The sequence below is a fragment of the Rickettsia endosymbiont of Oedothorax gibbosus genome (assembly GCF_936269705.1).
In the GTDB taxonomy this organism is placed as follows: domain Bacteria; phylum Pseudomonadota; class Alphaproteobacteria; order Rickettsiales; family Rickettsiaceae; genus Tisiphia.
This window is the reverse complement of the sequence record NZ_OW370493.1, coordinates 2,109,564-2,133,667: the sequence shown is the minus strand read 5'-3', so window position 1 is coordinate 2,133,667 and position 24,104 is coordinate 2,109,564. Positions and strand designations below refer to the sequence as shown.

The window sequence follows — 24,104 nt, the reverse complement described above, 5'->3', positions numbered from 1 at the left end:
TGTGCAAGGCTGCTACTTCCAACACCTTCTGCAATTTGTTCAAAGCAAACTTTGTAAGAGGGTACTTATTCTATGCTCGATTATCTCAATCAAGTACCCCTCAAATCACCCTCTTACCATTACTTATATCATAATTTAAAGATATAAGTACCCTACAATTTTTGTAAAGATGGTATTAGGATAGAAAAAAGTTTTTGTTTGGGAGGTATTAATAATGTGGATATTAGCTGCGTTATGGCTGTTGTAGATTGATAAAAAGCATTTTTGATATGATCAAAGCCATAGGTAAATAATGAAAACAATTGTCTTTCAATGGTTTTGTACCGTTTTATTCGGATGGGATTTAAGGCATTTTGTATTATTCCATTTTTGACTATTAAAGCTGAAGCAATAGCAGTTATCACTAATAATTTTTCAAATCTATCCAATTTTACAATGTGACTTTTTTTAATATCAAAACCACCGCTTTTTAGGTGCAAAAATAGTCGTTAACACTCCAACGAAATTTATATAAAGCAAAAATATCTTGCTCTATTTCAATTGAAGACACCAGAACCATCAGCTCGCTCTTATCATTTCTATATGCGGTAAAATTAACCTTTCTATTCCATAATATACCACTACAAGCCCTATACTCTAAGGCTTTAACATCACTAAATATTCTTTCAATGGTTAAAGTTCTTAAACCTTTTGTAAGACGAATTTTATGATCCATTTTTAATGGAATAACAAACTTTAGATGGTTATTTATCAGAAAGTCTAACCATTCTTTATTCATAAATTCTCTATCAGCAAGCAAATATTTTATTCTTTCAACGCCAAAATTATTAATAAATTTCTGTAAAAATTCCTTCATAAATTCTGCAGAACACCCGCCACCATGCGACAAAGTCTTCCAGAATATTGGCACCGATATTTTACCAATTACCATTACTAAAAATAAAATATTAATATCGGATTTACCAAATTTCCAACTTGTCCTATCCATTGCTACGACATAATTTTTTGAAGCAAAAAAGCTTAATAGCAAATAGCCAACCTTCATATAATCAAAATTAAAATCTTTTAAAAAACGATAAATTCTATGAGTTTTTGACGTCGCTTTAGCATCACCTAAAATACCAAGTGCTAAACCTTCTTGATAAATTGAGCTGCCCGTCAGCAAACTAATTACCATACCAAACAAACATTTTAATCTTGATTTATTTCCGTCTATATATAAAATCAATTCTTGAAGTATTATATTATGCATTTTGTTATAAAAATACCTACCTTATACTACTTCACACCACTCTAAATCAACCATTCTTCTTCATCTTCTCAAAATTGTAGGGTACTTATATCTTTAAATTATGATATAAGTAATGGTAAGAGGGTGATTTGAGGGGTACTTGATTGAGATAATCGAGCATAGAATAAGTACCCTCTTACAAAGTTTGCTTTGAACAAATTGCAGAAGGTGTTGGAAGTAGCAGCCTTGCACAATAAGACGAAGGAGATTATATCATGAGTAAAATAATAGGTCTAGATGTAAGTAAACAATGGCTTGATATATGTGTATATAATACAAGCGATAAACCTAAATATCATCGTTTTGCCAATGATGCAGCTGGTCATGAAGAGGTGATTAAATTAGCAAAAGAGCAAGAGATTAAGCTAATAATATGTGAACCCACTGGAGGATACGAAGCTGAGATTTGTCAAAAGCTGTATAATAATAAGCAACAAATACATAAGGTCAATACATATAGTTTTAATTCTTTTAGTAAATCGGTAAATTTGTGTAAAACTGATAGGAAGGATGCATTTAAATTAGCATATTATGGTGATAAGATGCAGCTTTCAGCGAATTATATATATCAAGTTGAATCAGAGAATTTGAAGAGATATAAGCAAAGACGAGAAGATTTAGTATTAATGCTTAGCAATGAAAAGAAAAGACTACATCATAGTATTGATGGTATTGATAAAGATAGTATAGAAAAACACATTAAATTCTTACAAAATGAAATAGCTGAGCTTGATAAGAAGTTAAACAAAACAATAGATGAGTCAGAAGAGTTAAAAGAGAAGGTAAAAATATTAGAGACTGTACCTGGTATTGGTAAATGTTTGGCTACAAAACTAATTAGTTTTGTACCTGAATTAGGGGATAAAAATTATAGTAGTAATGAATTGTCAGCAATTGTGGGGATAGCTCCGTACGCCCGTGATAGTGGTAATAAGCAAGGACGAAGATTTATTAGGGGAGGCAGAAAAATACCACGGGATGTATAATGGTTCCAATATTTTGGACAGAAAAATAAGAAAAATGAGATAGAATTCTTTAGCAAACAAGGAGAGCTAGAGATGAAAAAACAAGTAAGGCAATATAGTGCTGAGGAGAAAGCCAAAATTGTCATAGAAGCAATTAAGGGAGAGCTAACAATAGCCCAGATAACCAGTAAGTATGGTGTTCATGCAACACAGATCAGTAACTGGAAAAAACAAGGTCTTGAGTTGTTAGTACAAGGTTTTAAGAATAAAACACAGAGTGCTGATCCAAATCAGCAGGGGTTAATCAAGAATCTATATGAGCAAATTGGTCAGTTAAGCGTTGAGTGTGACTGGCTCAAAAAAAAATCTGCATTGTTTGGAATTAAAGGTTAGGTGTAATATGATAGAGCCTAATCATAATAAGTTAACAATTGTACAACAGTGTAAGTTATTGGATATTAGCAGGTCAACCTATTACTATCAACCTACTGGTATTAGTGAACAAGATATCAAGATTATGGCAATAATTGATGAGACCTATACTATGCATCCATATTATGGTATGCGGCGGATGGCTAAATATTTACAAGCCCAAGGTTTTTCGGTAGGTCGTAAAGCTGTTAGACGTTACTACAAGATAATGGGTCTTGAAGCTGTTTATCCTAAAATAAATTTAAGCAAGAGGAATCAAGCGCATAAAATATATCCTTATTTACTAAAAGGATTAGAAATAGTATTGCCAAACCAGGTTTGGAGTGCAGATATAACGTATATAAGACTGAGCCAAGGGTTCGTATATTTAGTAGCTATTATTGACTGGTATAGTCGTTATATTCTAAGTTGGCGAATCTCCATTAGTTTGGAAAGTGAATTTTGTGTAACAGCCCTTGAAGACGCTATAGAAAAATATGGTATGCCAAAAATATTTAATACTGATCAAGGAGTACAATTTACCTCGGAGAATTTTATTAGTATGCTAAAGCTACATAATATCTTGATTAGTATGGATGGTAAGGGACGAGCCTTAGATAATATTTTTATTGAACGTTTTTGGCGATCATTAAAACAGGAAAAAATTTATCGGATTATTTTAACAACAGTAAAGGAGGCAAAGACAGCAATTAACGAATATATGGACTTTTATAATAGACAAAGGATGCATCAAGCTTTGGATTATAAAACTCCAGAATGTGTATATTTTGAAAAAAATATTGTATAAAAACAACAATTTAATTTTTGTGAATTATATCTCTATTTATCTAAATTTTTGTCTAGACAAAGGGGACCACCTTATTAACTGGCAAAAATGGTTTTCAATATTTAAAAACTTTATACAATAGGCTTGTTAATAATTTTAAACCTAAGAAAGTTGCGATAGTTGCTTGTATGCGTAAGCTACTTGAAGTTTGCCATAAACTTATTCAACAAAAACGTTGTTTTATTATTTAGATAAATATTTTTTTGAAAATTTAGATAAAAGATAATTGCTATGGAATTTGTCAACAAAGAAAATAAAAAAATAGAGCCACAAAGGAAGCGGTCATATATTCGGCATCGAGTGCCATAATGGTTTCTGCATTCTTATAAATATCCTTGAGTGACCTCTCATTCCCACGGCTTCTAGAGCCTCGACATAATTACGGATTTTATTCAGAATACTTATTCATTAACTCTTTAACTTTCGTTCTCTTTATTGTTACTATTCTTTACTCGCAATATTTATCAATTACCAATTTTTATTTAGTTGACATAGTTTCTTCTTTTTTCTCAACTAAACTAATTTGCAACATATTCGCTACCATTGGTGACTACTGCATAAGCAATCCTTGCTAACTTATTTGCTAAACCAACACATATAATATTATATGATTTATTTTCAGCAAATTTCTTCACTGCCCACTGCACTAGTTTATCTGGCTCTGTACAAATAAGTGTGTAAATTTTTCAAAGGTTATATAAAAATATAATATAACAAAAGGAGAAATTATAATGCGTCACAAACAAAATGAAGCAATGAATCAAGCAATAGATTTATTAATAAATAATGATACAGATATATCAACTTTATTTAAAGAGGATGGTTTATTAAAACAATTAACCAAAAGGCTTGTAGAGAAGGCATTGCAGTCAGAGATGAATAATCACTTAGGATATGATAAATATTGTCATACTGATAGCAATAATGTTCGTAATGGTAGTAAAGTAAAGAATCTAGTAACAAATAATGGAGTTGTAGAGATTGAGGTTCCAAGGGATAGAAGTAGTACATTTGAACCTGCATTAATTCCGAAGCGTCAAAGACGTATTGAAGGATTTGATGATAAAATAATATCGTTATACGCTAAAGGAATGAGCTTATCTGATATTAAGATTCAAATGCAAGAATTGTATGGAGCTGACGTTAGCGAAAGTTTGATAAGTCAAATTACTGATGATGTAATTGAGGATGTCAAGATATGGCAAAGCCGACCATTGGATCGAGTATATGCTATAGTATTTTTTGACTGTTTAGTAGTAAAAGTACGTCAAGATAAACGAATTATCAATAAGTCTGTATATGTAGCATTAGGTATTGATTTATCTGGAAGGAAGGATATTTTAGGATTGTGGAACAGTGAAAATGAAGGAGCTAAATTTTGGCTTGGTAATTTTACTGAGATGAAGAACAGAGGTATGCAAGACATGCTTATTGCTTGCAGTGATAATTTAACCGGTATGTCTGAGGCAATAGAAGCAGTTTTTCCGAAAACCGAACATCAATTATGTATTGTACATCAGATTAGAAATAGTTTAAAATATGTATCATATAAAGACCGAAAAGAATTAGCGGCTGATTTAAAGCCTATATATACTGCTAGCACAGAGGAAGAAGCACATCTTGCTTTAGAATCTTTTGAAGCTAAATGGAGTAAACAGTATCCACAAATTGCTAAATCTTGGTATGTTCATTGGGAAAATTTAATGGTTTTTCTAGAATACCCTGAGGCGATAAGGAAAGTAATATACACAACTAATAGTATAGAATCTGTCAATAGCCAATTACGTAAGGTTACTAAGAATAAAAGGGTTTTTCCAAATGATAATGCCGTTTTTAAGACCTTATATTTGGCAATTGATTATATGACCAAGAAATGGGTTATGCCGATTCCGAACTGGAACGCAGCTATGGCTCACTTTTTGATAAAATTTGAAGGTAGAATTTAAGCCCTATGAAAAATTTACACACTTAATTAGAAAGGCTCGTTTATCTTTCGATTCCTTACCACTTTTTGCTCTTATTGCTATTGTCCTTGCGGCTTGAATCAACATAGTTCTGGCATATCTATCTCCCTGTTTGGTAATCCCTCCTAAAACTATCTTATCTCCTGAGCTATGTTGCTTTGGTACCAAACCAAGCGAAGCAGCAAAATCCCTCGGGGTTGGATAACTTTCCATTGGGGCTACACTCAAACAACTAGCATTGATTGCTCCAATGCCAAAAATTGTCTGCAACCTAGTAGCTTTCTCACTTTGCTTATTATTGCTGATAATCAGCTTTTCTAAAGTTTTCTCTTTGTCACATAAATCCTCAATTTCTTTACATTCTAAAAGTAAAATTGACCGTATCCCAGAATTTATATAACCTTTACTATACGCTAACTCTACCTCCAACCTACATGATTTGCAAAATTTATTTTTACCTAATTTTGTATTATAGCCATATTCACATAAACTTGATATTACAGAATTAGTTTTTTGCACACGGTCTCTGATCGTATTACTTCTAGTTTTATGCAAAAATTTTATATCTTGTTCCTCTTTGCTTTTTGGCAGCACAGTTTTTAATTCTGGATCACGAGCCGCTTTGCATATTGCTAACGCATCGTTATAATCATTTTTCTGTTTCGATGTCGCATAAACTTTTACATCTTTTGTTTTCATTAGTTTGACTTGCAAACCAAGCTTAGCAATTTCCTGTGACCAATAATTAGCTCCTCCACATGCTTCCATAGCTACCAATGAACTTTTATCGAGATTGCTTAAATAGGCTATTAACTCATCTCTTGTAACTTTTTGATAACCTATTTTTTTGCCATTTTGATCGACTTGCACCAAGTGCATACTATTTTTTGCTAAATCTATTCCTATTATAGTATTTTTTATGCTATTATTTATCATGGTATGGACCTATTAATTAAATTATTATTTAATTTGGAGCAGCTGAAAACTATTTTTCAGCTGACTCCGTACAAGTAAAGCATATTTCGCTTCACTCGTCCATACCATCATTCCCGCGTAGGCGGGAATCTATAATACCTCAGGGTATTTTTAGATCCCTGCTTTCGCAGGGATGACAACCATGATCCTATATTTTATTCAAATCTGCAAAAAAACTTGATTATCGAGTATAAACCGCATATTTGAGAGGTCTAAAGCCTGTTTTTTCTCCTGGATTTTTAGGCAAATTTTTGCCGGTTTTTGCAAAAATTTTTACATATGTAATGTTATATAAAGACCAGCCATGATATCATTCCATCTTCGGTCAGGAATCCATAACTTTGCCAAAATTATTTGTGGCACTAATTTTATGGTTTTCAGCCTACACGGAGATGGCATCAGAGAGCGGTATTTTCCTTAAACTGATGCCTATGCACAATAACGACGTCACCAATTTTTCATCAATGACGATAAAGGTTTGACATTATTTTTATTGTAATATATTCAGTAGTCAGAACGCCCTCGCAAAGCGAGGGGCTTGACGGTTATGAGCAGCCCAAAGGGCTGCCATTGTTAATTAAAATTCTCCTGATTCGTCAGAGCCTAAACTATCAAGTTGCTCTTGATTCTTAATGTAGTGTTTGATCTGATTCTCTTCAAATCCTACAGTTGAGACCGCATAACCTCTAGCCCACAACTTTTCTCCATTAAAATTACGTTTTCGTCCACCAAACTGCCTAGCAACGGCTATAGCACTTTTCCCCTTGATATAGCCTATTACTTCAGCTACAGAATATTTAGGAGGAATCTTGATGAGCATATGCACATGATCTTGTACCATATGCCCCTCTATGATCTTGCTCCCACGTTGAAAAGCTAACTCATGGAATACGTTCCCAAGATATTTTCTAACCTTCCCGTACAATTCTTTTTTACGACACTTTGGAATAAACACAATATGATATTTGCAATCCCATTTAGAATGATTTAAACTTTCGTATGTTGTCATATATTTTCTCCTTTGACCGTCAAGCCAAAGAAGTTATATATGATAACTTTTTATTTTATACTAAATCTAAAGGCCAAGCCTTGATGGTCTCACTAGTCAAACTAGTGGCTTACCTATCATTGAGTTATTAATTAATAAAGATATACCAATGAGTAAAAATCGAATGAACAATTTAGTGTTCAATCTTATCTATGATTCCTTCTTTGATTCGTTTACTATAGCATTCTTTAATAGGCTATCAAAAAATTCAGTATTCTCAAATCATTTAGCTAAAGTAACAGATTCTATACCACCAGAGTATGATGATCAAGTAAAAAAGATATTATGTGTTTTACATGAAATGAAGTTAAGAAAAATAGGAGATGAATTAGATACTATAAACTATAGCTCTATCTTTTCTATAATAATAGCCGAATCTGCTTGCTTAGTGATTTTTTCAATCTTCAATTTAGCCGCCTGTAGCTTTTTTTCACAGTGTTCTTTTAGTAACACCCCTCTTTCAAAGCTACTAATCGATGAATCTAAGCTTTCCTCACCAGTATCAATTTTTTTTACAATTTCTTTTAATTCTGCTAAGGCAGCTTCAAAGCTCATATTTTCAATAGATGTTAAGTCTGGCATCGCCCCTCTATTATTATTTTTTGTTTCAATTTTATCTAGTTCCTAACATATTTCCTATCTAGTTCATTATATAACCTATAAATTGCCATCTCACGATCTTTAATTTTTTTACTAGCAATTTTTAGTAATCGCTCTGACGATTCTTCTGTTAACTGAATTGATGAATGTAGTTGTTCAGCAAGCTTTTTCAGTGATTCCTGAATTTCTATAAATGATTTTTGTAATTGCACTTTAATCGATATAGAAGAATTTTCAAGCTCGTTAAGTTTTACATATATTCGTTCTCCCAACTGATTAATTTTATCTTGTAGTAAACTTAATTGTTGCTTTCTTACCTCTATTAGGTATTTACTAGTCTCATTCACTTTCGCTTGTATCCTAACTTCAGGAGTAACTTCTAAATTCCAAGCCAGCCCTAATTTACTCATCACATATATTATCCATTTATGGACATCAAAATGATACCATTTAGCACCATTACGGTAATCTGATGGGAATGCATGATGGAAATTATGCCAATTTTCACCTAATAAGAATAATGCCATCCACCAAATATCCCCGGCAGTACCTTTGTAATATTTCTTGCTACCAACAAAATGACATAGAGAATTAACGCAAAAAGTTGCATGTTGTTGTAATGTTCTACCCATACCAATAAACAAGAACCCAGCATAGGCAGAGATGATAGTACCACCAATCAAATAACCTATTAATGCGGGCACTATAGTGTTCATAAATAGAGAAATTTGCCAATAATACTTTAATTGCCATCTCAGCAATTTATTTTTACCAAGTTTAACCATAGTAATTCGGTCAATGGACTTATAGCTTCCATCAATGATCATCCATCCAATATGTGACCATAAAAACCCTAAAATTCTATTCTCAAACTTTAATGGGCTATGCGGATCTTGATCTTTATCATTATAAGTATGATGCTTATAATGATTTGATGCCCAAGATAAAACTGGCCCTTGGAAAGTAGCGGCTGACATCATAACAAGAATAAATTCTACCACCTTATTTGTTTTAAATGCATGATGCGACCATAGACGATGCAACCCAACACCAACAGCAATATTAGAGCCGTAATAGCCAGCTATGAACAGACTTATCTCAAATAGACCTATCTTATAGCTAGCATAGTATTTTATAACCAAGCATGAAAGTATAATTGGGTATATAATTAGAACAAAGAAAATGCTCCAAACGATTCTTTTTAGCATATATCTAATTTTTTAATTAAATAAAATTCTTAGGCAGTATTGTAGCATATTATGTCGCAATATACAAATAATATGTTGCATTACATTTTACGTTTCCATAATTTATTAAACATACGCTGCCCGAAATAGAAGCTAATAATGCCAGCAAAAATAGCCTGATCGTCTATATTCCATAAAACATCAAGATATTCCACAAGGATTGCCGTACTTTGTATAGTTTTATATTGCACATATTTGACATAGGCATACATAATAAAAAAACTATATGCCAGAACAGGGCGAACTGAACCATTTAAGGCATCAACCCAATTAATGCCTGATTTATATGTTGAATATAAAGTATTATTCTCCGCAATGTCTTTGGAAGTGTTAAGCTCTGAGAGCAGTTTGGTATTCCCTAATTTATGGCTTTCAATTTGCCGATCTAAAAGATTAAGCTCATGTTTTTTATCATTTTGATCCTTTAGAATTTTTAAAATTTCTGGAATAATTGAGCTAATAAAGCCCGTTATTGAAGCAAGTAGTGTAATCATAAAAATCTCATTAATTCTTGTATGATTATTATACTAAAAATTTTCTTTGCACTAATAGCTGTTAGTCATTTTTTTTTAATTTTTATTACAAACATTAGTTGATCCTGTTTTATGTCATACCTGCTCGACTTAGTGTCACCCCTGCTTCGGTGCGGGGTCTAGATTCCCGCCTACGCGGGAATGATGGTATGGACGAGTGAAGCGAAATATGCTTTACTTGTACGGAGTCAGCTGAAAAATAGTTTTCAGCTGCTCCAAATTAAATAATAATTTAATTAATAGGTCCATACCATGATAAATAATAGCATAAAAAATACTATAATAGGAATAGATTTAGCAAAAAATAGTATGCACTTGGTGCAAGTCGATCAAAATGGCAAAAAAATAGGTTATCAAAAAGTTACAAGAGATGAGTTAATAGCCTATTTAAGCAATCTCGATAAAAGTTCATTGGTAGCTATGGAAGCATGTGGAGGAGCTAATTATTGGTCACAGGAAATTGCTAAGCTTGGTTTGCAAGTCAAACTAATGAAAACAAAAGATGTAAAAGTTTATGCTACATCGAAACAGAAAAATGATTATAACGATGCGTTAGCAATATGCAAAGCGGCTCGTGATCCAGAATTAAAAACTGTGCTGCCAAAAAGCAAAGAGGAACAAGATATAAAATTTTTGCATAAAATTAGAAGTAATACGATCAGAGATCGTGTGCAAAAAACTAATTCTACAATATCAAGTTTATGTGAATATGGCTATAATATAAAATTAAGTAAAAATAAATTTTGCAAATCATGTAGGCTGGAGGTAGAGTTAGCGTATAGTAAAGGTTATATAAATTCTGGGATACGGTCAATTTTACTTTTAGAATGTAAAGAAATTGAGGATTTATGTGACAAAGAGAAAACTTTAGAAAAGCTGATTATCAGCAATAATAAGCAAAGTGAGAAAGCTACTAGGTTGCAGACAATTTTTGGCATTGGAGCAATCAATGCTAGTTGTTTGAGTGTAGCCCCAATGGAAAGTTATCCAACCCCGAGGGATTTTGCTGCTTCGCTTGGTTTGGTACCAAAGCAACATAGCTCAGGAGATAAGATAGTTTTAGGAGGGATTACCAAACAGGGAGATAGATATGCCAGAACTATGTTGATTCAAGCCGCAAGGACAATAGCAATAAGAGCAAAAAGTGGTAAGGAATCGAAAGATAAACTAGTGCAGTGGGCAGTGAAGAAATTTGCTGAAAATAAATCATATAATATTATATGTGTTGGTTTAGCAAATAAGTTAGCAAGGATTGCTTATGCAGTAGTCACCAATGGTAGCGAATATGTTGCAAATTAGTTTAGTTGAGAAAAAAGAAGAAACTATGTCAACTAAATAAAAATTGGTAATTGATAAATATTGCGAGTAAAGAATAGTAACAATAAAGAGAACGAAAGTTAAAGAGTTAATGAATAAGTATTCTGAATAAAATCCGTAATTATGTCGAGGCTCTAGAAGCCGTGGGAATGAGAGGTCACTCAAGGATATTTATAAGAATGCAGAAACCATTATGGCACTCGATGCCGAATATATGACCGCTTCCTTTGTGGCTCTATTTTTTTATTTTCTTTGTTGACAAATTCACTCGTCCATATATGACAATAGTAGGCGGAAAGGACAATTTATGGATTGCCACGACCACTACATGGTTTCGCTAATAGCAGAGAAGCTATAGCCAATTACTCCCACTAGAAGTGGGAGTTTGTTATAGAACCGCTCAAAGCGGGTTAATATTACTTATTTTGACCTGTAAAACAGGTTAAGTTGATCAGCTCTTTTATCCTCAGATTCTTGGTTTTGAACGTATTTACGTACTACCTCTTCATTCGCTCCTACGGTACTCACAAAATATCCTCTTGCCCAAAATTTATGACCAGCAAAATTTTGCTGTTTATTCGCTATATTTTGTGCTACCCATATAGAACTTTTACCTTTAATAAAACCCACAATGGTTGAAATAGAATGTTTGGGTGGAATGGATATTAGCATATGCACATGATCCTGCATTAAATATCCTTCCTCTATCTTACATTCCTTTTGACCCGCTAAACGATGGAATACTTCTTTTAACTCTTTCCTAATAAATCCAAATATTGTTTTCTTGCGATATTTGGGTGTAAAAACAACATGGTACTTACATTCCCATGTACAGTGGTTTAAACTATTATAGTTTGGCATATACATTATCCTTCTTGATTCTGCTTTGAGCGGCAAAATCATTTAGGGATATCTTTAGTATATGTCAAACACTATGATTCCACCGCTGAAAGCGGTGGCTTAGCATTTGGGATAGTTAATTGATGAGAAGTTGGGGACGTTGTCGCTCAATGCTCGCCTATTACTTATAGGCGTCGTTCCATCGCTCCTAGCCCCAAATTCTCCTGAATTGACTATATCTAAACCCCGCTTTACCTTCTAACTTAAGTATATAGAAAATACCTGAATAAAAATAATAAAAATATTTTTCATAAAATACTTAGTGCATATCATAATTAGTATATACTAAAATTATCTAAGGATAAGAGTATAGTTAATTCATAGTACCAATGTTTAGGCTTTCTTTAGAATAGCATATTTTATCATTTTTTGCATCTCTGCAAAGCTTGACAATTATAAAAAATATTCTTTGCTAAATCTATTCCAATTGTGTTACATTTCAGCTATAGCTTTTCAGAATTTAGGAAAACCATTGATGGGATTATAGTCAATTCAGGAGAATTTGGGGACGTCATCCCTCGTCGCTCGCCTATTACTTATAGGCGTCGCTCCATCGCTTCTAACCCCAAATTCTCCTGAATTGACTATATTTCTTAATAATCTAAAATATTAGTATAACTTACAAAAGATTTAAGTGAATATGTTTAATATTACTGCGAAAAATAAACAACTAGATAGAGCCAAGGTATCTAGTATTTTTTGCAAACTAGGACAAAAAGAAAAGAAAAAAAAGACTAAAATCAGTGAATTGTTAATTGACTTTCATGAAAATGGTCTTCTATTAATGATGCTTTTCTTTGCCATACCAATTGCAATTCCTCTGCCGTATCCTCCGGGTTTTACTACTATAGTAGGGATACCATTAATCATTTTATCTGTGCAGATGTTACTTGGTTTTAGACAGGTTTTTCTACCATCTAAAATTAACAATTATCAAATTAGCAATGATATACTTATCAATATAAGTAACAAGATTGTGCCAAAAATTAAATTGGTAGAAAAATATATACGACCAAGATATAGTTTTGCATCTTCTATATATTGCGAACAATTTATTGGTTTAATATCGCTGATTTGTGCTATTACCATATCAATACCTTTACCTTTAACCAATGCTGTGCCTGCACTTGGTATTACTATAATGACATTAGGTCTTTTGAATCGAGATGGATTAACTATATTTTTGGGGTTTATAGTCTCTATAATTGGTCTTATTATAGCTGTTATAGCAATTGCTGCTAGCTGGATTAGCATAAAATATTTATTTAATCTCTTTTTTTGACATTATTTTTCCAATGAAACAAAAATTATATCAAGGTTCAAGTAAAGCTCTTTATCAGTCACAAGAAGATTTTGCTTTTATTATGTCTTTTACGGACAAAATTACCTTAGAAAATGGTGAGATTTTTGATATTTCAGGTAAAGGAGTACTGAATAATAATATTTCATCCTTTATAATGAGTAAGCTCGATATGGTGGGGATAGAGAATCACCTAATTGAAAAAATGAATATGCGTGAACAATTAATACAATCTGTGGATATTTTCCCCATTCAAATATCGATTTCTACAGTAGCATGTGGCAGGTTTGTAAAAGATTTCTCTATGGAAGAAGGATATGTATTCGATCACCCAATTATCGATTTTAGAGTTAGAAGCAGAGAATTAAAGCATCCTATAATTAATGAGCATCAAATACTGAATTTTGGTTGGTTAAATAAGCAAGAAATTGATGAAGTGAAACATCAAGCTATCAGAACGCATGATTTTTTAAGTGGGCTATTTGCAGGTATTGGTATAAGACTTGTTGAATGCAGGCTCGAATTTGGTAGAGTGTTTAATGGTGAAGACTTTATGGTAATGTTGGCAGATGAAATCAGCCCTGATAATTGCCGTTTATGGAATATGAATAATAATGAGAAACTTGGGGCGGAAATGATTGCCAGCGATCCAGAAAAAGCTATTAAATCTTATCAGGTAATAGCTGATTTATTAAAAGATAGAGCTTATAGCTCGCAATGACGCATAGGCGTCAGTTTAAGAAAAAAAGTCGTCTATTAGCGAGCCACCGTAGGTGGAGTGGCAATCCATTTCTAATCATTTCTGGATTGCTTCGTCGACCTTACGGTCTCCTCGCAATCTGATGTATCCCCACGAAATTGTTGCAAAATAGCAAGAATTGATAGAATATCTTCATTATTTAATGATGATGGAGATAGTAGGTTATGGATGTAAAAACAGTATTAAATGAAGTAATAAAAGAACATTGTCCTTTTATACATAATAATCGTTTAAATGCGTTACTTGATGTTGCAGAAGGTTTGCGATATAGTCAGAATTTGTCTTTGAGTGCAATTGGCAGGAACTTGAGTGGTGATAGTAAAGTAAAACATAAAATAAAAAAAGTTGATAGATGTATAGGTAACAAACATTTATATAACGAGGTTGATAATCTCTATAGTGCTTTATCATATTTCATATTTGAGTTTATCAAGCATTCTAATGATGACAGTGTTGTGATTGATTTATGTTATCTTAAAGATGATCGCATGGTACAAATGCTAAGTGCTCAATTTTGTACAAGAGGGATGAGTTTACCTTTGTATCAAGATGTGTTTGAAGAAGGTGAATTAAAGGGCAGAACGGTAGAATTTCTAAATAAATTAAAGAGTATAATACCTGATGGAAAAAGGGTTATTGTGATTATGGACGCTGGCTTTCATATTGAATGGTTTAAGGAAATAGAAAAACAAGGGTGGAGTTGGGTGTGTCGGGTACGACAAGGAAAAGATTTAAAATTAGCTAAGAATGAGGATTGGATATCAGTTGAAAATTTCATGCCATCAATTGGTTCAAAAACGATGGAATGTGGTACGATTCTGCTAACCAAAGCTCATAAATATTCCTGCAGAATGGTTACAACTTGCAAAGTCCCTAAGGGTCGAGTGCAGAAGGTTAGCAGGAATCGTACTAGCAGTAAAACAGCAAATGGTTCATATAACAAAGCTGCAAAAGAACCTTGGATATTGGTAACTAACTTAAGTTCTGATGAATATAAGGGAGCGGAAATAGTGAGGTTATATAGCAAACGTATGCAAATAGAGGAGACGTTTCGAGTGATAAAAAGTCATCAATTTGGTCTTGCTGGAAGATATATTCGAACTTTAGATGTGAATAGATGGGGAGTTTTAATGTTACTATCTGCCATTGTTATTATAACATATTGGGTTATAGGTGTGGTAGGCTATAGCCAAGGTATGCAAAGAATTTTCCAACCTAACACAGTAAAAGATAAAAAGATTTATTCGTATTTTACCCTTGGGAAATTTATTATTGAATTTAATTATTTGCATGCCATAAAACCATTGGTAGAACCCCTGGCATCTATTATAAAGACGGAGCTTTGTCGTGCTTAATTTCGTGGGGATACATCAGCTCGCAATGACGGTTTCTCAATTATTGTTTTCTTAAACATCAGTTTGCTATGGATTAAATCCGGTTAGCTATAACATACTTTGCTAGGTAAATATGCTCAAAATAAAACGTCGCTTTAATTTATTACTTATATTTATTTGGTTTTATCAATTTTTTATATCTCCCCTAGTTGGGGTCAATTGTCGTTTTTATCCGTCATGTTCAGAATATGCTAAGTCAGCAATAATGATACATGGTAATATTAAAGGATTATGGTTATTTATTAAGAGAATAGTCAGATGCAATCCTTTTTGTCATGGCGGATGTGATTCTGTGCCTATAGATATTTTATCTCCAGACAAAGGTAAAAATCTATAGCTAATTCGAATAGCGTCTATCCATTTGTCTTGCGAACAGGATGGCGTTCTTGCTCGACTTAGTGTTACCTTTGCTCGACTTGTGTCACCCCTGCGTAAGCAGGGGTCTAAAGATTCCCGCCTACGTGGGAATGATGGTATGGACGAGTGAAGCGAAATATGCTTTACTTGTACGGAGTCAGCTGAAAAATAGTTTTCAGCTGCTCCAAATTAAATAATAATTTAATTAATAGGTCCATACCATGATAAATAATAGCATAAAAAATACTATAATAGGAATAGATTTAGCAAAAAATAGTATGCACTTGGTGCAAGTCGATCAAAATGGCAAAAAAATAGGTTATCAAAAAGTTACAAGAGATGAGTTAATAGCCTATTTAAGCAATCTCGATAAAAGTTCATTGGTAGCTATGGAAGCATGTGGAGGAGCTAATTATTGGTCACAGGAAATTGCTAAGCTTGGTTTGCAAGTCAAACTAATGAAAACAAAAGATGTAAAAGTTTATGCTACATCGAAACAGAAAAATGATTATAACGATGCGTTAGCAATATGCAAAGCGGCTCGTGATCCAGAATTAAAAACTGTGCTGCCAAAAAGCAAAGAGGAACAAGATATAAAATTTTTGCATAAAATTAGAAGTAATACGATCAGAGATCGTGTGCAAAAAACTAATTCTACAATATCAAGTTTATGTGAATATGGCTATAATACAAAATTAAGTAAAAATAAATTTTGCAAATCATGTAGGCTGGAGGTAGAGTTAGCGTATAGTAAAGGTTATATAAATTCTGGGATACGGTCAATTTTACTTTTAGAATGTAAAGAAATTGAGGATTTATGTGACAAAGAGAAAACTTTAGAAAAGCTGATTATCAGCAATAATAAGCAAAGTGAGAAAGCTACTAGGTTGCAGACAATTTTTGGCATTGGAGCAATCAATGCTAGTTGTTTGAGTGTAGCCCCAATGGAAAGTTATCCAACCCCGAGGGATTTTGCTGCTTCGCTTGGTTTGGTACCAAAGCAACATAGCTCAGGAGATAAGATAGTTTTAGGAGGGATTACCAAACAGGGAGATAGATATGCCAGAACTATGTTGATTCAAGCCGCAAGGACAATAGCAATAAGAGCAAAAAGTGGTAAGGAATCGAAAGATAAACTAGTGCAGTGGGCAGTGAAGAAATTTGCTGAAAATAAATCATATAATATTATATGTGTTGGTTTAGCAAATAAGTTAGCAAGGATTGCTTATGCAGTAGTCACCAATGGTAGCGAATATGTTGCAAATTAGTTTAGTTGAGAAAAAAGAAGAAACTATGTCAACTAAATAAAAATTGGTAATTGATAAATATTGCGAGTAAAGAATAGTAACAATAAAGAGAACGAAAGTTAAAGAGTTAATGAATAACCTCAGTTTGATGTAAGAGGAAGGTTGAGATTGTTTAATTTTCCAAAAGCTACAGAAATTTTATTAGGCTTAAAAACATAGGCAAGCAGTCCAGCTAAAAATTCATAACAGATCTGTGCCTTGTATGGTCTATATGACAAAGGTTTTTTAGTTGATCGTTAATGGTTTCAATAATATACCTTTTATTTAAAAACCGCTTTTTAATAGGATCTATTATTCTTTCTTTCATATTACTTTTAATTTTTGTTATTAGTTCTAAACCTTGATTAGCAAGGGATTGAGTGAGTTTTTTACTGATATACCCACGATCACCAAAAAGCCAGCCTTGTAATTTATCTACTAAATTTTCCACCACTGCTCTATCATCAACATTTCCTGGAGTTAAAGAAAAACTCATAATCTCTCCGCAACTGTTAATGACAATATGTAGCTTACAACCAAAGAACCACCCAGTGGAAGTCTTACCTCTTTTTGCTATGTCTTTGAATACTTTATGTCTATTAATTCTTAAATTATGGCAAGCAGGAAGTTTAGTAGAGTCGATATAATATTGACCAGTTTGTTTTCCTGATAGGCTTTTTAGCAGTAACACCATGGGCATGAAGCTCATTGGCATTAACTGAACAAAACGACTATAGCTCACAAGTTTTGGAAATTCCTTTCTATAACTTTGACATAGGCAGCATAAATAAAAATCTTTAAAGGTACGGTAGTGTATAGTACCCTACAATTTTGAGAAGATGAAGAAGAATGGTTGATTTAGAGTGGTGTGAAGTAGTATAAGGTAGGTATTTTTATAACAAAATGCATAATATAATACTTCAAGAATTGATTTTATATATAGACGGAAATAAATCAAGATTAAAATGTTTGGTTGGTATGGTAATTAGTTTGCTGACGGGCAGCTCAATTTATCAAAAAGGTTTAGCACTTGGTATTTTAGGTGATGCTAAAGCGACGTCAAAAACTCATAGAATTTATCGTTTTTTAAAAGATTTTAATTTTGATTATATGAAGGTTGGCTATTTGCTATTAAGCTTTTTTGCTTCAAAAAATTATGTCGTAGCAATGGATAGGACAAGTTGGAAATTTGGTAAATCCGATATTAATATTTTATTTTTAGTAATGGTAATTGGTAAAATATCGGTGCCAATATTCTGGAAGACTTTGTCGCATGGTGGCGGGTGTTCTGCAGAATTTATGAAGGAATTTTTACAGAAATTTATTAATAATTTTGGCGTTGAAAGAATAAAATATTTGCTTGCTGATAGAGAATTTATGAATAAAGAATGGTTAGACTTTCTGATAAATAACCATCTAAAGTTTGTTATTCCATTAAAAATGGATCATAAAATTCGTCTTACAAAAGGTTTAAGAACTTTAACCATTGAAAGAATATTTAGTGATGTTAAAGCCTTAGAGTATAGGGCTTGTAGTGGTATATTATGGAATAGAAAGGTTAATTTTACCGCATATAGAAATGATAAGAGCGAGCTGATGGTTCTGGTGTCTTCAATTGAAATAGAGCAAGATATTTTTGCTTTATATAAATTTTGTTGGAGTGTTGAACGACTATTTTTGCACCTAAAAAGCGGTGGTTTTGATATTGAAAAAAGTCACATTGTAAAATTGGATAGATTTGAAAAATTATTAGTGATAACTGCTATTGCTTCAGCTTTAATAGTCAAAAATGGAATAATACAAAATGCCTTAAATCCCATCCGAATAAAACGGTACAAAACCATTGAAAGACAATTGTTTTCATTATTTACCTATGGCTTTGATCATATCAAAAATGCTTTTTATCAATCTACAACAGCCATAACGCAGCTAATATCCACATTATTAATACCTCCCAAACAAAAACTTTTTTCTATCCTAATACCATCTTTACAAAAATTGTAGGGTACTATGACGGTAGTGACTCAAGTGAAACATTACTATAATAGTAATAATCTCTGAGAGTCCTATACTGCAAACTACTTTACGCTTACGGTTAGGATTTGGTAATATATATTTATTTTGCTCCGTATCAAAATGCTTGCAAAAATCATCAATTAAGCAGAAAATCTCCGTAAGAGGGATCATAATATATTCTCCAATTTTGTTGTTATTATTCGAGAACTTTATAATCCCTCCCTTCTTACTTTTCAAATATTCTTTCTCCTAACACACTAGTTTGAAAGAAGGTTTTATTTTTACCATAGCTCACCACCAACAGTTTGTTTATGTTATTACATAATGCTTAGCATTTTGTTTGGTGCTTACGTCAAACTCAGGTTAAAATAGTATGAGTAATTTTATCAGAATCTCGCTTATCAGGAAAAATCTTAGCCAGTTCATTAGTTAGACCAAGTCTTTTATCTGCTTCTCTTAGCAATAATACACCTCCATCGCTACTAATATTACCTCCTGTGAAATTTATTTCTATTTGACGATTTTTTACTTTCGATTGGTAAATTAATCCTGTACAATTTGTCATGGCAAAACCCTCTATGTAATCTTCTTTTAACACTGATATTATATAGTATTACAAGGGTTTTGTCTCTATTCTTTCATGCAATATTTAGGCTAAGTAAATTATCTGAGCTAAACCAGCAAGTAACTATACCAGTAAATATTAATGAGATTACAAAAGGTATATATTACGCCAAAAAGTATCATGGTAGCCAAATGCGGCAATCTGGCGATCCATAAAACTTGTCATATGGATTGCATCAACGCTACTAAAGTAGCTCATCGCAATGACGTCCTTAAATTCGGACACTAGTGTTCACTCCCATAGTACCCTACAATTTTTGTAAAGATGGTATTAGGATAGAAAAAAGTTTTTGTTTGGGAGGTATTAATAATGTGGATATTAGCTGCGTTATGGCTGTTGTAGATTGATAAAAAGCATTTTTGATATGATCAAAGCCATAGGTAAATAATGAAAACAATTGTCTTTCAATGGTTTTGTACCGTTTTATTCGGATGGGATTTAAGGCATTTTGTATTATTCCATTTTTGACTATTAAAGCTGAAGCAATAGCAGTTATCACTAATAATTTTTCAAATCTATCCAATTTTACAATGTGACTTTTTTCAATATCAAAACCACCGCTTTTTAGGTGCAAAAATAGTCGTTCAACACTCCAACGAAATTTATATAAAGCAAAAATATCTTGCTCTATTTCAATTGAAGACACCAGAACCATCAGCTCGCTCTTATCATTTCTATATGCGGTAAAATTAACCTTTCTATTCCATAATATACCACTACAAGCCCTATACTCTAAGGCTTTAACATCACTAAATATTCTTTCAATGGTTAAAGTTCTTAAACCTTTTGTAAGACGAATTTTATGATCCATTTTTAATGGAATAACAAACTTTAGATGGTTATTTATCAGAAAGTCTAACCATTCTTTATTCATAAATTCTCTATCAGCAAGCAAATATTTTATTCTTTCAACGCCAAAATTATTAATAAATTTCTGTAAAAATTCCTTCATAAATTCTGCAGAACACCCACCACCATGCGACAAAGTCTTCCAGAATATTGGCACCGATATTTTACCAATTACCATTACTAAAAATAAAATATTAATATCGGATTTACCAAATTTCCAACTTGTCCTATCCATTGCTACGACATAATTTTTTGAAGCAAAAAAGCTTAATAGCAAATAGCCAACCTTCATATAATCAAAATTAAAATCTTTTAAAAAACGATAAATTCTATGAGTTTTTGACGTCGCTTTAGCATCACCTAAAATACCAAGTGCTAAACCTTTTTGATAAATTGAGCTGCCCGTCAGCAAACTAATTACCATACCAACCAAACATTTTAATCTTGATTTATTTCCGTCTATATATAAAATCAATTCTTGAAGTATTATATTATGCATTTTGTTATAAAAATACCTACCTTATACTACTTCACACCACTCTAAATCAACCATTCTTCTTCATCTTCTCAAAATTGTAGGGTACTATAGTTCACTCCTCGCAATGACTTTTTCTAAACTCTACATAACCGAACAACAAACATGAAGATGGGTAACCCCTCCCATTGCAACATCTCCTTGATCCTCAAATGATTCAAGCGACGTATCCGGACAAGTTTCATAAGAAGCATTAAGGGCAGAAGTAGATGCTCCATATTCATCATGAGTAGTTGCTGCAGTGCTTTTTTCAGTGAAACAGCTCTGTATTAATTTGTCTCCCGGCAGTTTGATAGCATGATTAAACTTAGTTAGTTGATCATTAAATACAGCTGCATCTACTCCTTCTTTCGGAAGTTGCTTTTGAGTATCTTTAACTAATTTCACCAATGCATCAATTGCAGGTTGCATAGATTTAAGAATTTTAGGTTTATTTTCAGGCTTGACCTTGGTCTTAGCGTCTTTAGGGGTCAGTTGTAATGCTGCACCATACATTAGATCTCTTATGTATGGATCTTCCTTTACCCCAACACCTTGTCTGAAACACTTAAATAACCAAAGAGGTGCTTGCTTACCACCTAAGGTTAATGCAAACCAAAACGCCTTGGAAGCAAGCCCCCAGCTAGCATCTATTTTTTCTTGTGGTACCTTATCATCTTCCAGACCAGCCGCTAAATCGTAATAATATTCTCCCCAATGCTGATGTTGAAATGCTGTATTTAAATCCTTTGATTTTGCCATAATAAATCCTCTTATTTATGAAATACTATAACCATTTCTAGAACTAGCCCTGTTGACGTTTCTAGGTATATGATTTGTAGTAGTGGTTGATGGTTTATTGTTAATTGGTAAATTCTTAGCTAATTGCAATATATGAGATTTTAATTCTTTGTCTTTGGAATTATTTTGGATATTTTTCTTAGTAAAATAACTCTGTATTAACTTACCAGATGGCAATTTAATAGCATGGTTGAATTTAGTTAATTGATCATTAAGTCCAGCTGCATCCACCCCTTCTTTCGGAAGTTGCTTTTGAGTATCTTTAACTAATTTTACCAATGTATCAATTGCAGGTTGCATAGATTTAGAAATTTTTGGTTTATTCTCAGTTCTAATCTGATTAGCACCCTGAGGGGTAAGTTGTAATGCTGCACCATACATTAGGTCTCTTATATACGAATCTTTTTCTACACCAACACCTTGCCTAAAGCACTTAAACAAGAAAAGAGAGGCTTCTTGACCACCCAAAGTTAATGCAAACCAAAACGCTTTGGAAGCAAGCCCCCAACTAGCATCTATTTGTTTTTGTGGTGCCTTGTCATCTTCCAGACCAGCCGCTAAATCATAATAATATTCTCCCCAATGCTGATGTTGAGAAGCTGTGTTTAAATTGTTTGATTTTATCATAATGTTACTAATCTCTTCCACCTCTGCCTTTGTTAGGGTCTTTAGCTTTCAGAATACACGGGGTAGGAGTAGGACTCTTTGCAGCACCCCCTTCCTGTAATTGCATCTTAATATCTTTGTTAACATCTAATATTTGTCTTATGTTATTTCCATGCCGCATTTGCTTGCTGATCTTTTCGTCATGATTAGGAACTATTTGTGTTGTATCTAATTTTTGTTGAGACAGATTGGCGGCTTGGAACTTTGACGGTGGAAGAAGAATAAATTCTTCTTCCTGTTTTTCTTCTGTTGATAGTCCTTTCATCATGTTCTTTGGAGTAAAACCATTTACTTCCTGAAATTCTGCAACAAACATTTGCAGTATATCTTCATTACATCCTTTTTCTTTAGCAAGTTTTTCAGCAACACAAATATTATGAGCATATTGTTTTCTTTCATTATGAAAGACTTCATACTGTTCTTTTTTCTTTTCTGCTTCTGACAAACCCTTTTCATGGTAATCTTTCTTCTGAACTAAATGAGCTATTTCTTGATGTTCATGAGGTTGTTGATCAGCAATTTCTTTATTAACCTTCTCAAGATTTTCTGAGTGATATTTATGCTCTTTCTCAGCTACTTCTTTTGTCAGCTCCATATGTTGACTATGAGCTTTCTCTTTTGCTATTTGTCCAGGTTTTTTCTTAAATTCTTCCTTTTCTGCTTCAGTGAGTGGTCGACCTGCTTTTGTAGCTTTAAAAACTTCGTGTAGATTCTCATTGTCTTTTCTTTGAGTATTTAGAACTTCTGGATAGAAAGAATCAAAAGTTTTATATACCCCGGCTACTTCTGCACGCCTTTCTATTTCTTCACGTAATTTTTCTGCCGCTCCCTCTTCTAACCTTTTGGCTTCAGCAGCTTTGTTCTCATCATTAATCAAACCTGCAATTACCGCTTGAACACGTTGTTGTTCTTCTTTAAGAGCTAATTCTAATTGTTCAAATATTTCCTTAATATTAGCAAATTCTGCAACTTCCGGATGAGAAGCAAAGACATCAGCAAGAGTAGACCTTAATGTAGCAAAAGTAACAGGGGTTAAGCTTTTTACATGACCTTTGATATCATTGACAACATTCATTATCTGAGCAAAGTCTGCACTATCTTTCTTCTTTCCTTTATTATCTTTATCGTCCTCAAAATCATCAGCCATATATCGTGTTTTCACCGTGTTTAAACCTTGTTAGCAATAGTTACATTTTTAATTAAATATAACCTGCATTAAATAGTCAACTAATTTTTTATTAAAATATATTTATTTTTTCTTAACAAAAACAATGTTCAACAATTCACTGGCATGGGATATGGTTTTGATGGTTAATAGCTCCTTAATTTCGTGTGGTATTTTAGCAATATCTCTTTTATTTCCTTCGGGGATGATTACTGTAGTAATATTTTCTCTAACTGCCGCTGATAGTTTTTCTTTTAATACCAATTGCAATAA

At 32.8% G+C, this 24,104-nt stretch carries 26 protein-coding genes and 3 pseudogenes; 12 read left to right on the top strand and 17 right to left on the bottom strand.

Translation table 11 applies throughout. The annotated features are described in order from the left end of the window. Positions 1–152: 152 nt before the first annotated feature. A complete protein-coding gene (locus tag NBW66_RS11730) occupies positions 153–479 on the bottom strand; it encodes a hypothetical protein (protein WP_250311092.1) in 327 nt (108 codons plus the stop codon). Continuing rightward, complete coding sequence (locus NBW66_RS11725; protein ID WP_250311091.1) at positions 470–1,252, bottom strand: transposase; 783 nt, start codon at positions 1,250–1,252, stop codon at positions 470–472. The genes NBW66_RS11730 and NBW66_RS11725 overlap by 10 nt, the downstream gene beginning before the upstream one ends. Before the next feature lie 254 nt (positions 1,253–1,506). Between NBW66_RS11725 and NBW66_RS11720 the strand changes: the two genes are divergently transcribed. The 3 genes from NBW66_RS11720 to NBW66_RS11710 all read left to right on the top strand — a co-directional run bounded on the left by NBW66_RS11720 (position 1,507) and on the right by NBW66_RS11710 (position 3,475). Next, a complete protein-coding gene (locus tag NBW66_RS11720) occupies positions 1,507–2,277 on the top strand; it encodes an IS110 family transposase (protein ID WP_250311090.1) in 771 nt (256 codons plus the stop codon). Between the two features lie 72 nt (positions 2,278–2,349). Then, complete coding sequence (locus NBW66_RS11715) at positions 2,350–2,649, top strand: transposase (RefSeq protein ID WP_094649795.1); 300 nt, start codon at positions 2,350–2,352, stop codon at positions 2,647–2,649. A 7-nt stretch (positions 2,650–2,656) separates the two neighbouring features. Beyond that, positions 2,657–3,475 (top strand): IS3 family transposase, encoded by an 819-nt coding sequence (locus NBW66_RS11710; protein WP_250310664.1) that lies wholly within the window; start codon positions 2,657–2,659, stop codon positions 3,473–3,475. Between the two features lie 557 nt (positions 3,476–4,032). Here the strand turns inward: NBW66_RS11710 and NBW66_RS14675 are convergent. Further along, positions 4,033–4,161: a hypothetical protein gene (locus NBW66_RS14675; RefSeq protein WP_284346674.1), complete on the bottom strand. Its 129-nt coding sequence runs from the start codon at positions 4,159–4,161 to the stop codon at positions 4,033–4,035. An 84-nt stretch (positions 4,162–4,245) separates the two neighbouring features. On the opposite strand from NBW66_RS14675, the gene NBW66_RS11705 reads away from it, so the two are divergent. Next, a complete protein-coding gene (locus NBW66_RS11705; RefSeq protein WP_250310568.1) occupies positions 4,246–5,460 on the top strand; it encodes an IS256 family transposase in 1,215 nt (404 codons plus the stop codon). A 3-nt stretch (positions 5,461–5,463) separates the two neighbouring features. Here NBW66_RS11705 and NBW66_RS11700 read toward each other — a convergent pair whose 3' ends face one another. The 5 genes from NBW66_RS11700 to NBW66_RS11680 all read right to left on the bottom strand — a co-directional run bounded on the left by NBW66_RS11700 (position 5,464) and on the right by NBW66_RS11680 (position 9,842). Next, complete coding sequence (locus NBW66_RS11700) at positions 5,464–6,414, bottom strand: IS110 family RNA-guided transposase (RefSeq protein WP_250311089.1); 951 nt, start codon at positions 6,412–6,414, stop codon at positions 5,464–5,466. A 616-nt stretch (positions 6,415–7,030) separates the two neighbouring features. Further along, positions 7,031–7,462, bottom strand: coding sequence for an IS200/IS605 family transposase (gene tnpA, locus NBW66_RS11695; RefSeq protein WP_250310729.1), 432 nt, complete (start codon positions 7,460–7,462; stop codon positions 7,031–7,033). 381 nt (positions 7,463–7,843) lie between these two features. Then, positions 7,844–8,083: an exodeoxyribonuclease VII small subunit gene (locus NBW66_RS11690; RefSeq protein ID WP_250311088.1), complete on the bottom strand. Its 240-nt coding sequence runs from the start codon at positions 8,081–8,083 to the stop codon at positions 7,844–7,846. A gap of 35 nt (positions 8,084–8,118) precedes the next feature. Next, a complete protein-coding gene (locus tag NBW66_RS11685; protein ID WP_250311087.1) occupies positions 8,119–9,309 on the bottom strand; it encodes a fatty acid desaturase in 1,191 nt (396 codons plus the stop codon). Between the two features lie 80 nt (positions 9,310–9,389). Next, positions 9,390–9,842 carry a hypothetical protein gene (locus NBW66_RS11680; RefSeq protein ID WP_250311086.1) on the bottom strand — a complete coding sequence of 151 codons (453 nt, stop codon included), beginning with the start codon at positions 9,840–9,842 and terminating at the stop codon, positions 9,390–9,392. A 291-nt stretch (positions 9,843–10,133) separates the two neighbouring features. Here NBW66_RS11680 and NBW66_RS11675 point away from each other — a divergent pair, with 291 nt between their 5' ends. Then, positions 10,134–11,180 (top strand): IS110 family RNA-guided transposase, encoded by a 1,047-nt coding sequence (locus tag NBW66_RS11675; protein WP_250311085.1) that lies wholly within the window; start codon positions 10,134–10,136, stop codon positions 11,178–11,180. 438 nt (positions 11,181–11,618) lie between these two features. Here NBW66_RS11675 and tnpA (NBW66_RS11670) read toward each other — a convergent pair whose 3' ends face one another. After that, on the bottom strand, positions 11,619–12,059 hold the full coding sequence (gene tnpA, locus NBW66_RS11670; protein ID WP_250312178.1) for an IS200/IS605 family transposase: 441 nt from the start codon (positions 12,057–12,059) through the stop codon (positions 11,619–11,621). Between the two features lie 679 nt (positions 12,060–12,738). Here tnpA (NBW66_RS11670) and NBW66_RS11665 point away from each other — a divergent pair. From NBW66_RS11665 to NBW66_RS11645, 5 genes are all read left to right on the top strand, one after another. Next, a complete protein-coding gene (locus tag NBW66_RS11665; protein ID WP_250311084.1) occupies positions 12,739–13,380 on the top strand; it encodes an exopolysaccharide biosynthesis protein in 642 nt (213 codons plus the stop codon). A gap of 13 nt (positions 13,381–13,393) precedes the next feature. Then, on the top strand, positions 13,394–14,119 hold the full coding sequence (locus NBW66_RS11660) for a phosphoribosylaminoimidazolesuccinocarboxamide synthase (protein WP_094648856.1): 726 nt from the start codon (positions 13,394–13,396) through the stop codon (positions 14,117–14,119). A 203-nt stretch (positions 14,120–14,322) separates the two neighbouring features. Further along, the gene (locus tag NBW66_RS11655) at positions 14,323–15,513 is read left to right on the top strand and encodes an IS4 family transposase (RefSeq protein WP_250311083.1); all 1,191 of its coding nucleotides are present in this window, start codon (positions 14,323–14,325) and stop codon (positions 15,511–15,513) included. Between the two features lie 112 nt (positions 15,514–15,625). After that, positions 15,626–15,889: a membrane protein insertion efficiency factor YidD gene (gene yidD, locus NBW66_RS11650; RefSeq protein ID WP_250311082.1), complete on the top strand. Its 264-nt coding sequence runs from the start codon at positions 15,626–15,628 to the stop codon at positions 15,887–15,889. A gap of 241 nt (positions 15,890–16,130) precedes the next feature. Then, entirely contained in the window at positions 16,131–17,177 is a 1,047-nt protein-coding gene (locus tag NBW66_RS11645) for an IS110 family RNA-guided transposase (RefSeq protein ID WP_250310795.1), read from the top strand. 119 nt (positions 17,178–17,296) lie between these two features. Here the strand turns inward: NBW66_RS11645 and NBW66_RS11640 are convergent. Continuing rightward, positions 17,297–18,009, bottom strand: a pseudogene (locus NBW66_RS11640) (IS982 family transposase); the annotation flags it as partial. An 89-nt stretch (positions 18,010–18,098) separates the two neighbouring features. Here NBW66_RS11640 and NBW66_RS11635 point away from each other — a divergent pair. Further along, positions 18,099–19,199: a transposase gene (locus tag NBW66_RS11635; protein WP_250310625.1), complete on the top strand. Its 1,101-nt coding sequence runs from the start codon at positions 18,099–18,101 to the stop codon at positions 19,197–19,199. Positions 19,200–19,208: 9 nt separating this feature from the next. On the opposite strand, the pseudogene NBW66_RS11630 reads toward NBW66_RS11635, so the two are convergent. Together NBW66_RS11630 and NBW66_RS11625 are read right to left on the bottom strand one after the other, a co-directional pair. Further along, positions 19,209–19,382 (bottom strand): annotated as a pseudogene (locus tag NBW66_RS11630) (IS982 family transposase); the annotation flags it as partial. 187 nt (positions 19,383–19,569) lie between these two features. Then, on the bottom strand, positions 19,570–19,809 hold the full coding sequence (locus tag NBW66_RS11625; protein WP_250311080.1) for a transposase: 240 nt from the start codon (positions 19,807–19,809) through the stop codon (positions 19,570–19,572). On the opposite strand from NBW66_RS11625, the pseudogene NBW66_RS11620 reads away from it, so the two are divergent. Beyond that, positions 19,809–19,988: pseudogene (locus NBW66_RS11620) on the top strand (hypothetical protein); the annotation flags it as partial. The gene NBW66_RS11625 and the pseudogene NBW66_RS11620 overlap by 1 nt on opposite strands. Positions 19,989–20,083: 95 nt before the next feature. Here the strand turns inward: NBW66_RS11620 and NBW66_RS11615 are convergent. The 5 genes from NBW66_RS11615 to NBW66_RS11595 all read right to left on the bottom strand — a co-directional run bounded on the left by NBW66_RS11615 (position 20,084) and on the right by NBW66_RS11595 (position 24,095). Then, on the bottom strand, positions 20,084–21,184 hold the full coding sequence (locus NBW66_RS11615; RefSeq protein WP_250310546.1) for a transposase: 1,101 nt from the start codon (positions 21,182–21,184) through the stop codon (positions 20,084–20,086). 120 nt (positions 21,185–21,304) lie between these two features. Further along, positions 21,305–21,961: a hypothetical protein gene (locus NBW66_RS11610; protein WP_250311079.1), complete on the bottom strand. Its 657-nt coding sequence runs from the start codon at positions 21,959–21,961 to the stop codon at positions 21,305–21,307. A gap of 15 nt (positions 21,962–21,976) precedes the next feature. Beyond that, positions 21,977–22,648: a hypothetical protein gene (locus NBW66_RS11605; RefSeq protein ID WP_250311078.1), complete on the bottom strand. Its 672-nt coding sequence runs from the start codon at positions 22,646–22,648 to the stop codon at positions 21,977–21,979. After that, on the bottom strand, positions 22,635–23,813 hold the full coding sequence (locus tag NBW66_RS11600) for a hypothetical protein (RefSeq protein WP_250311077.1): 1,179 nt from the start codon (positions 23,811–23,813) through the stop codon (positions 22,635–22,637). Before NBW66_RS11600 ends, NBW66_RS11605 begins: the two co-directional genes overlap by 14 nt. 102 nt (positions 23,814–23,915) lie before the next feature. Then, entirely contained in the window at positions 23,916–24,095 is a 180-nt protein-coding gene (locus NBW66_RS11595) for a S16 family serine protease (protein WP_250311076.1), read from the bottom strand. Positions 24,096–24,104 lie beyond the last annotated feature (9 nt).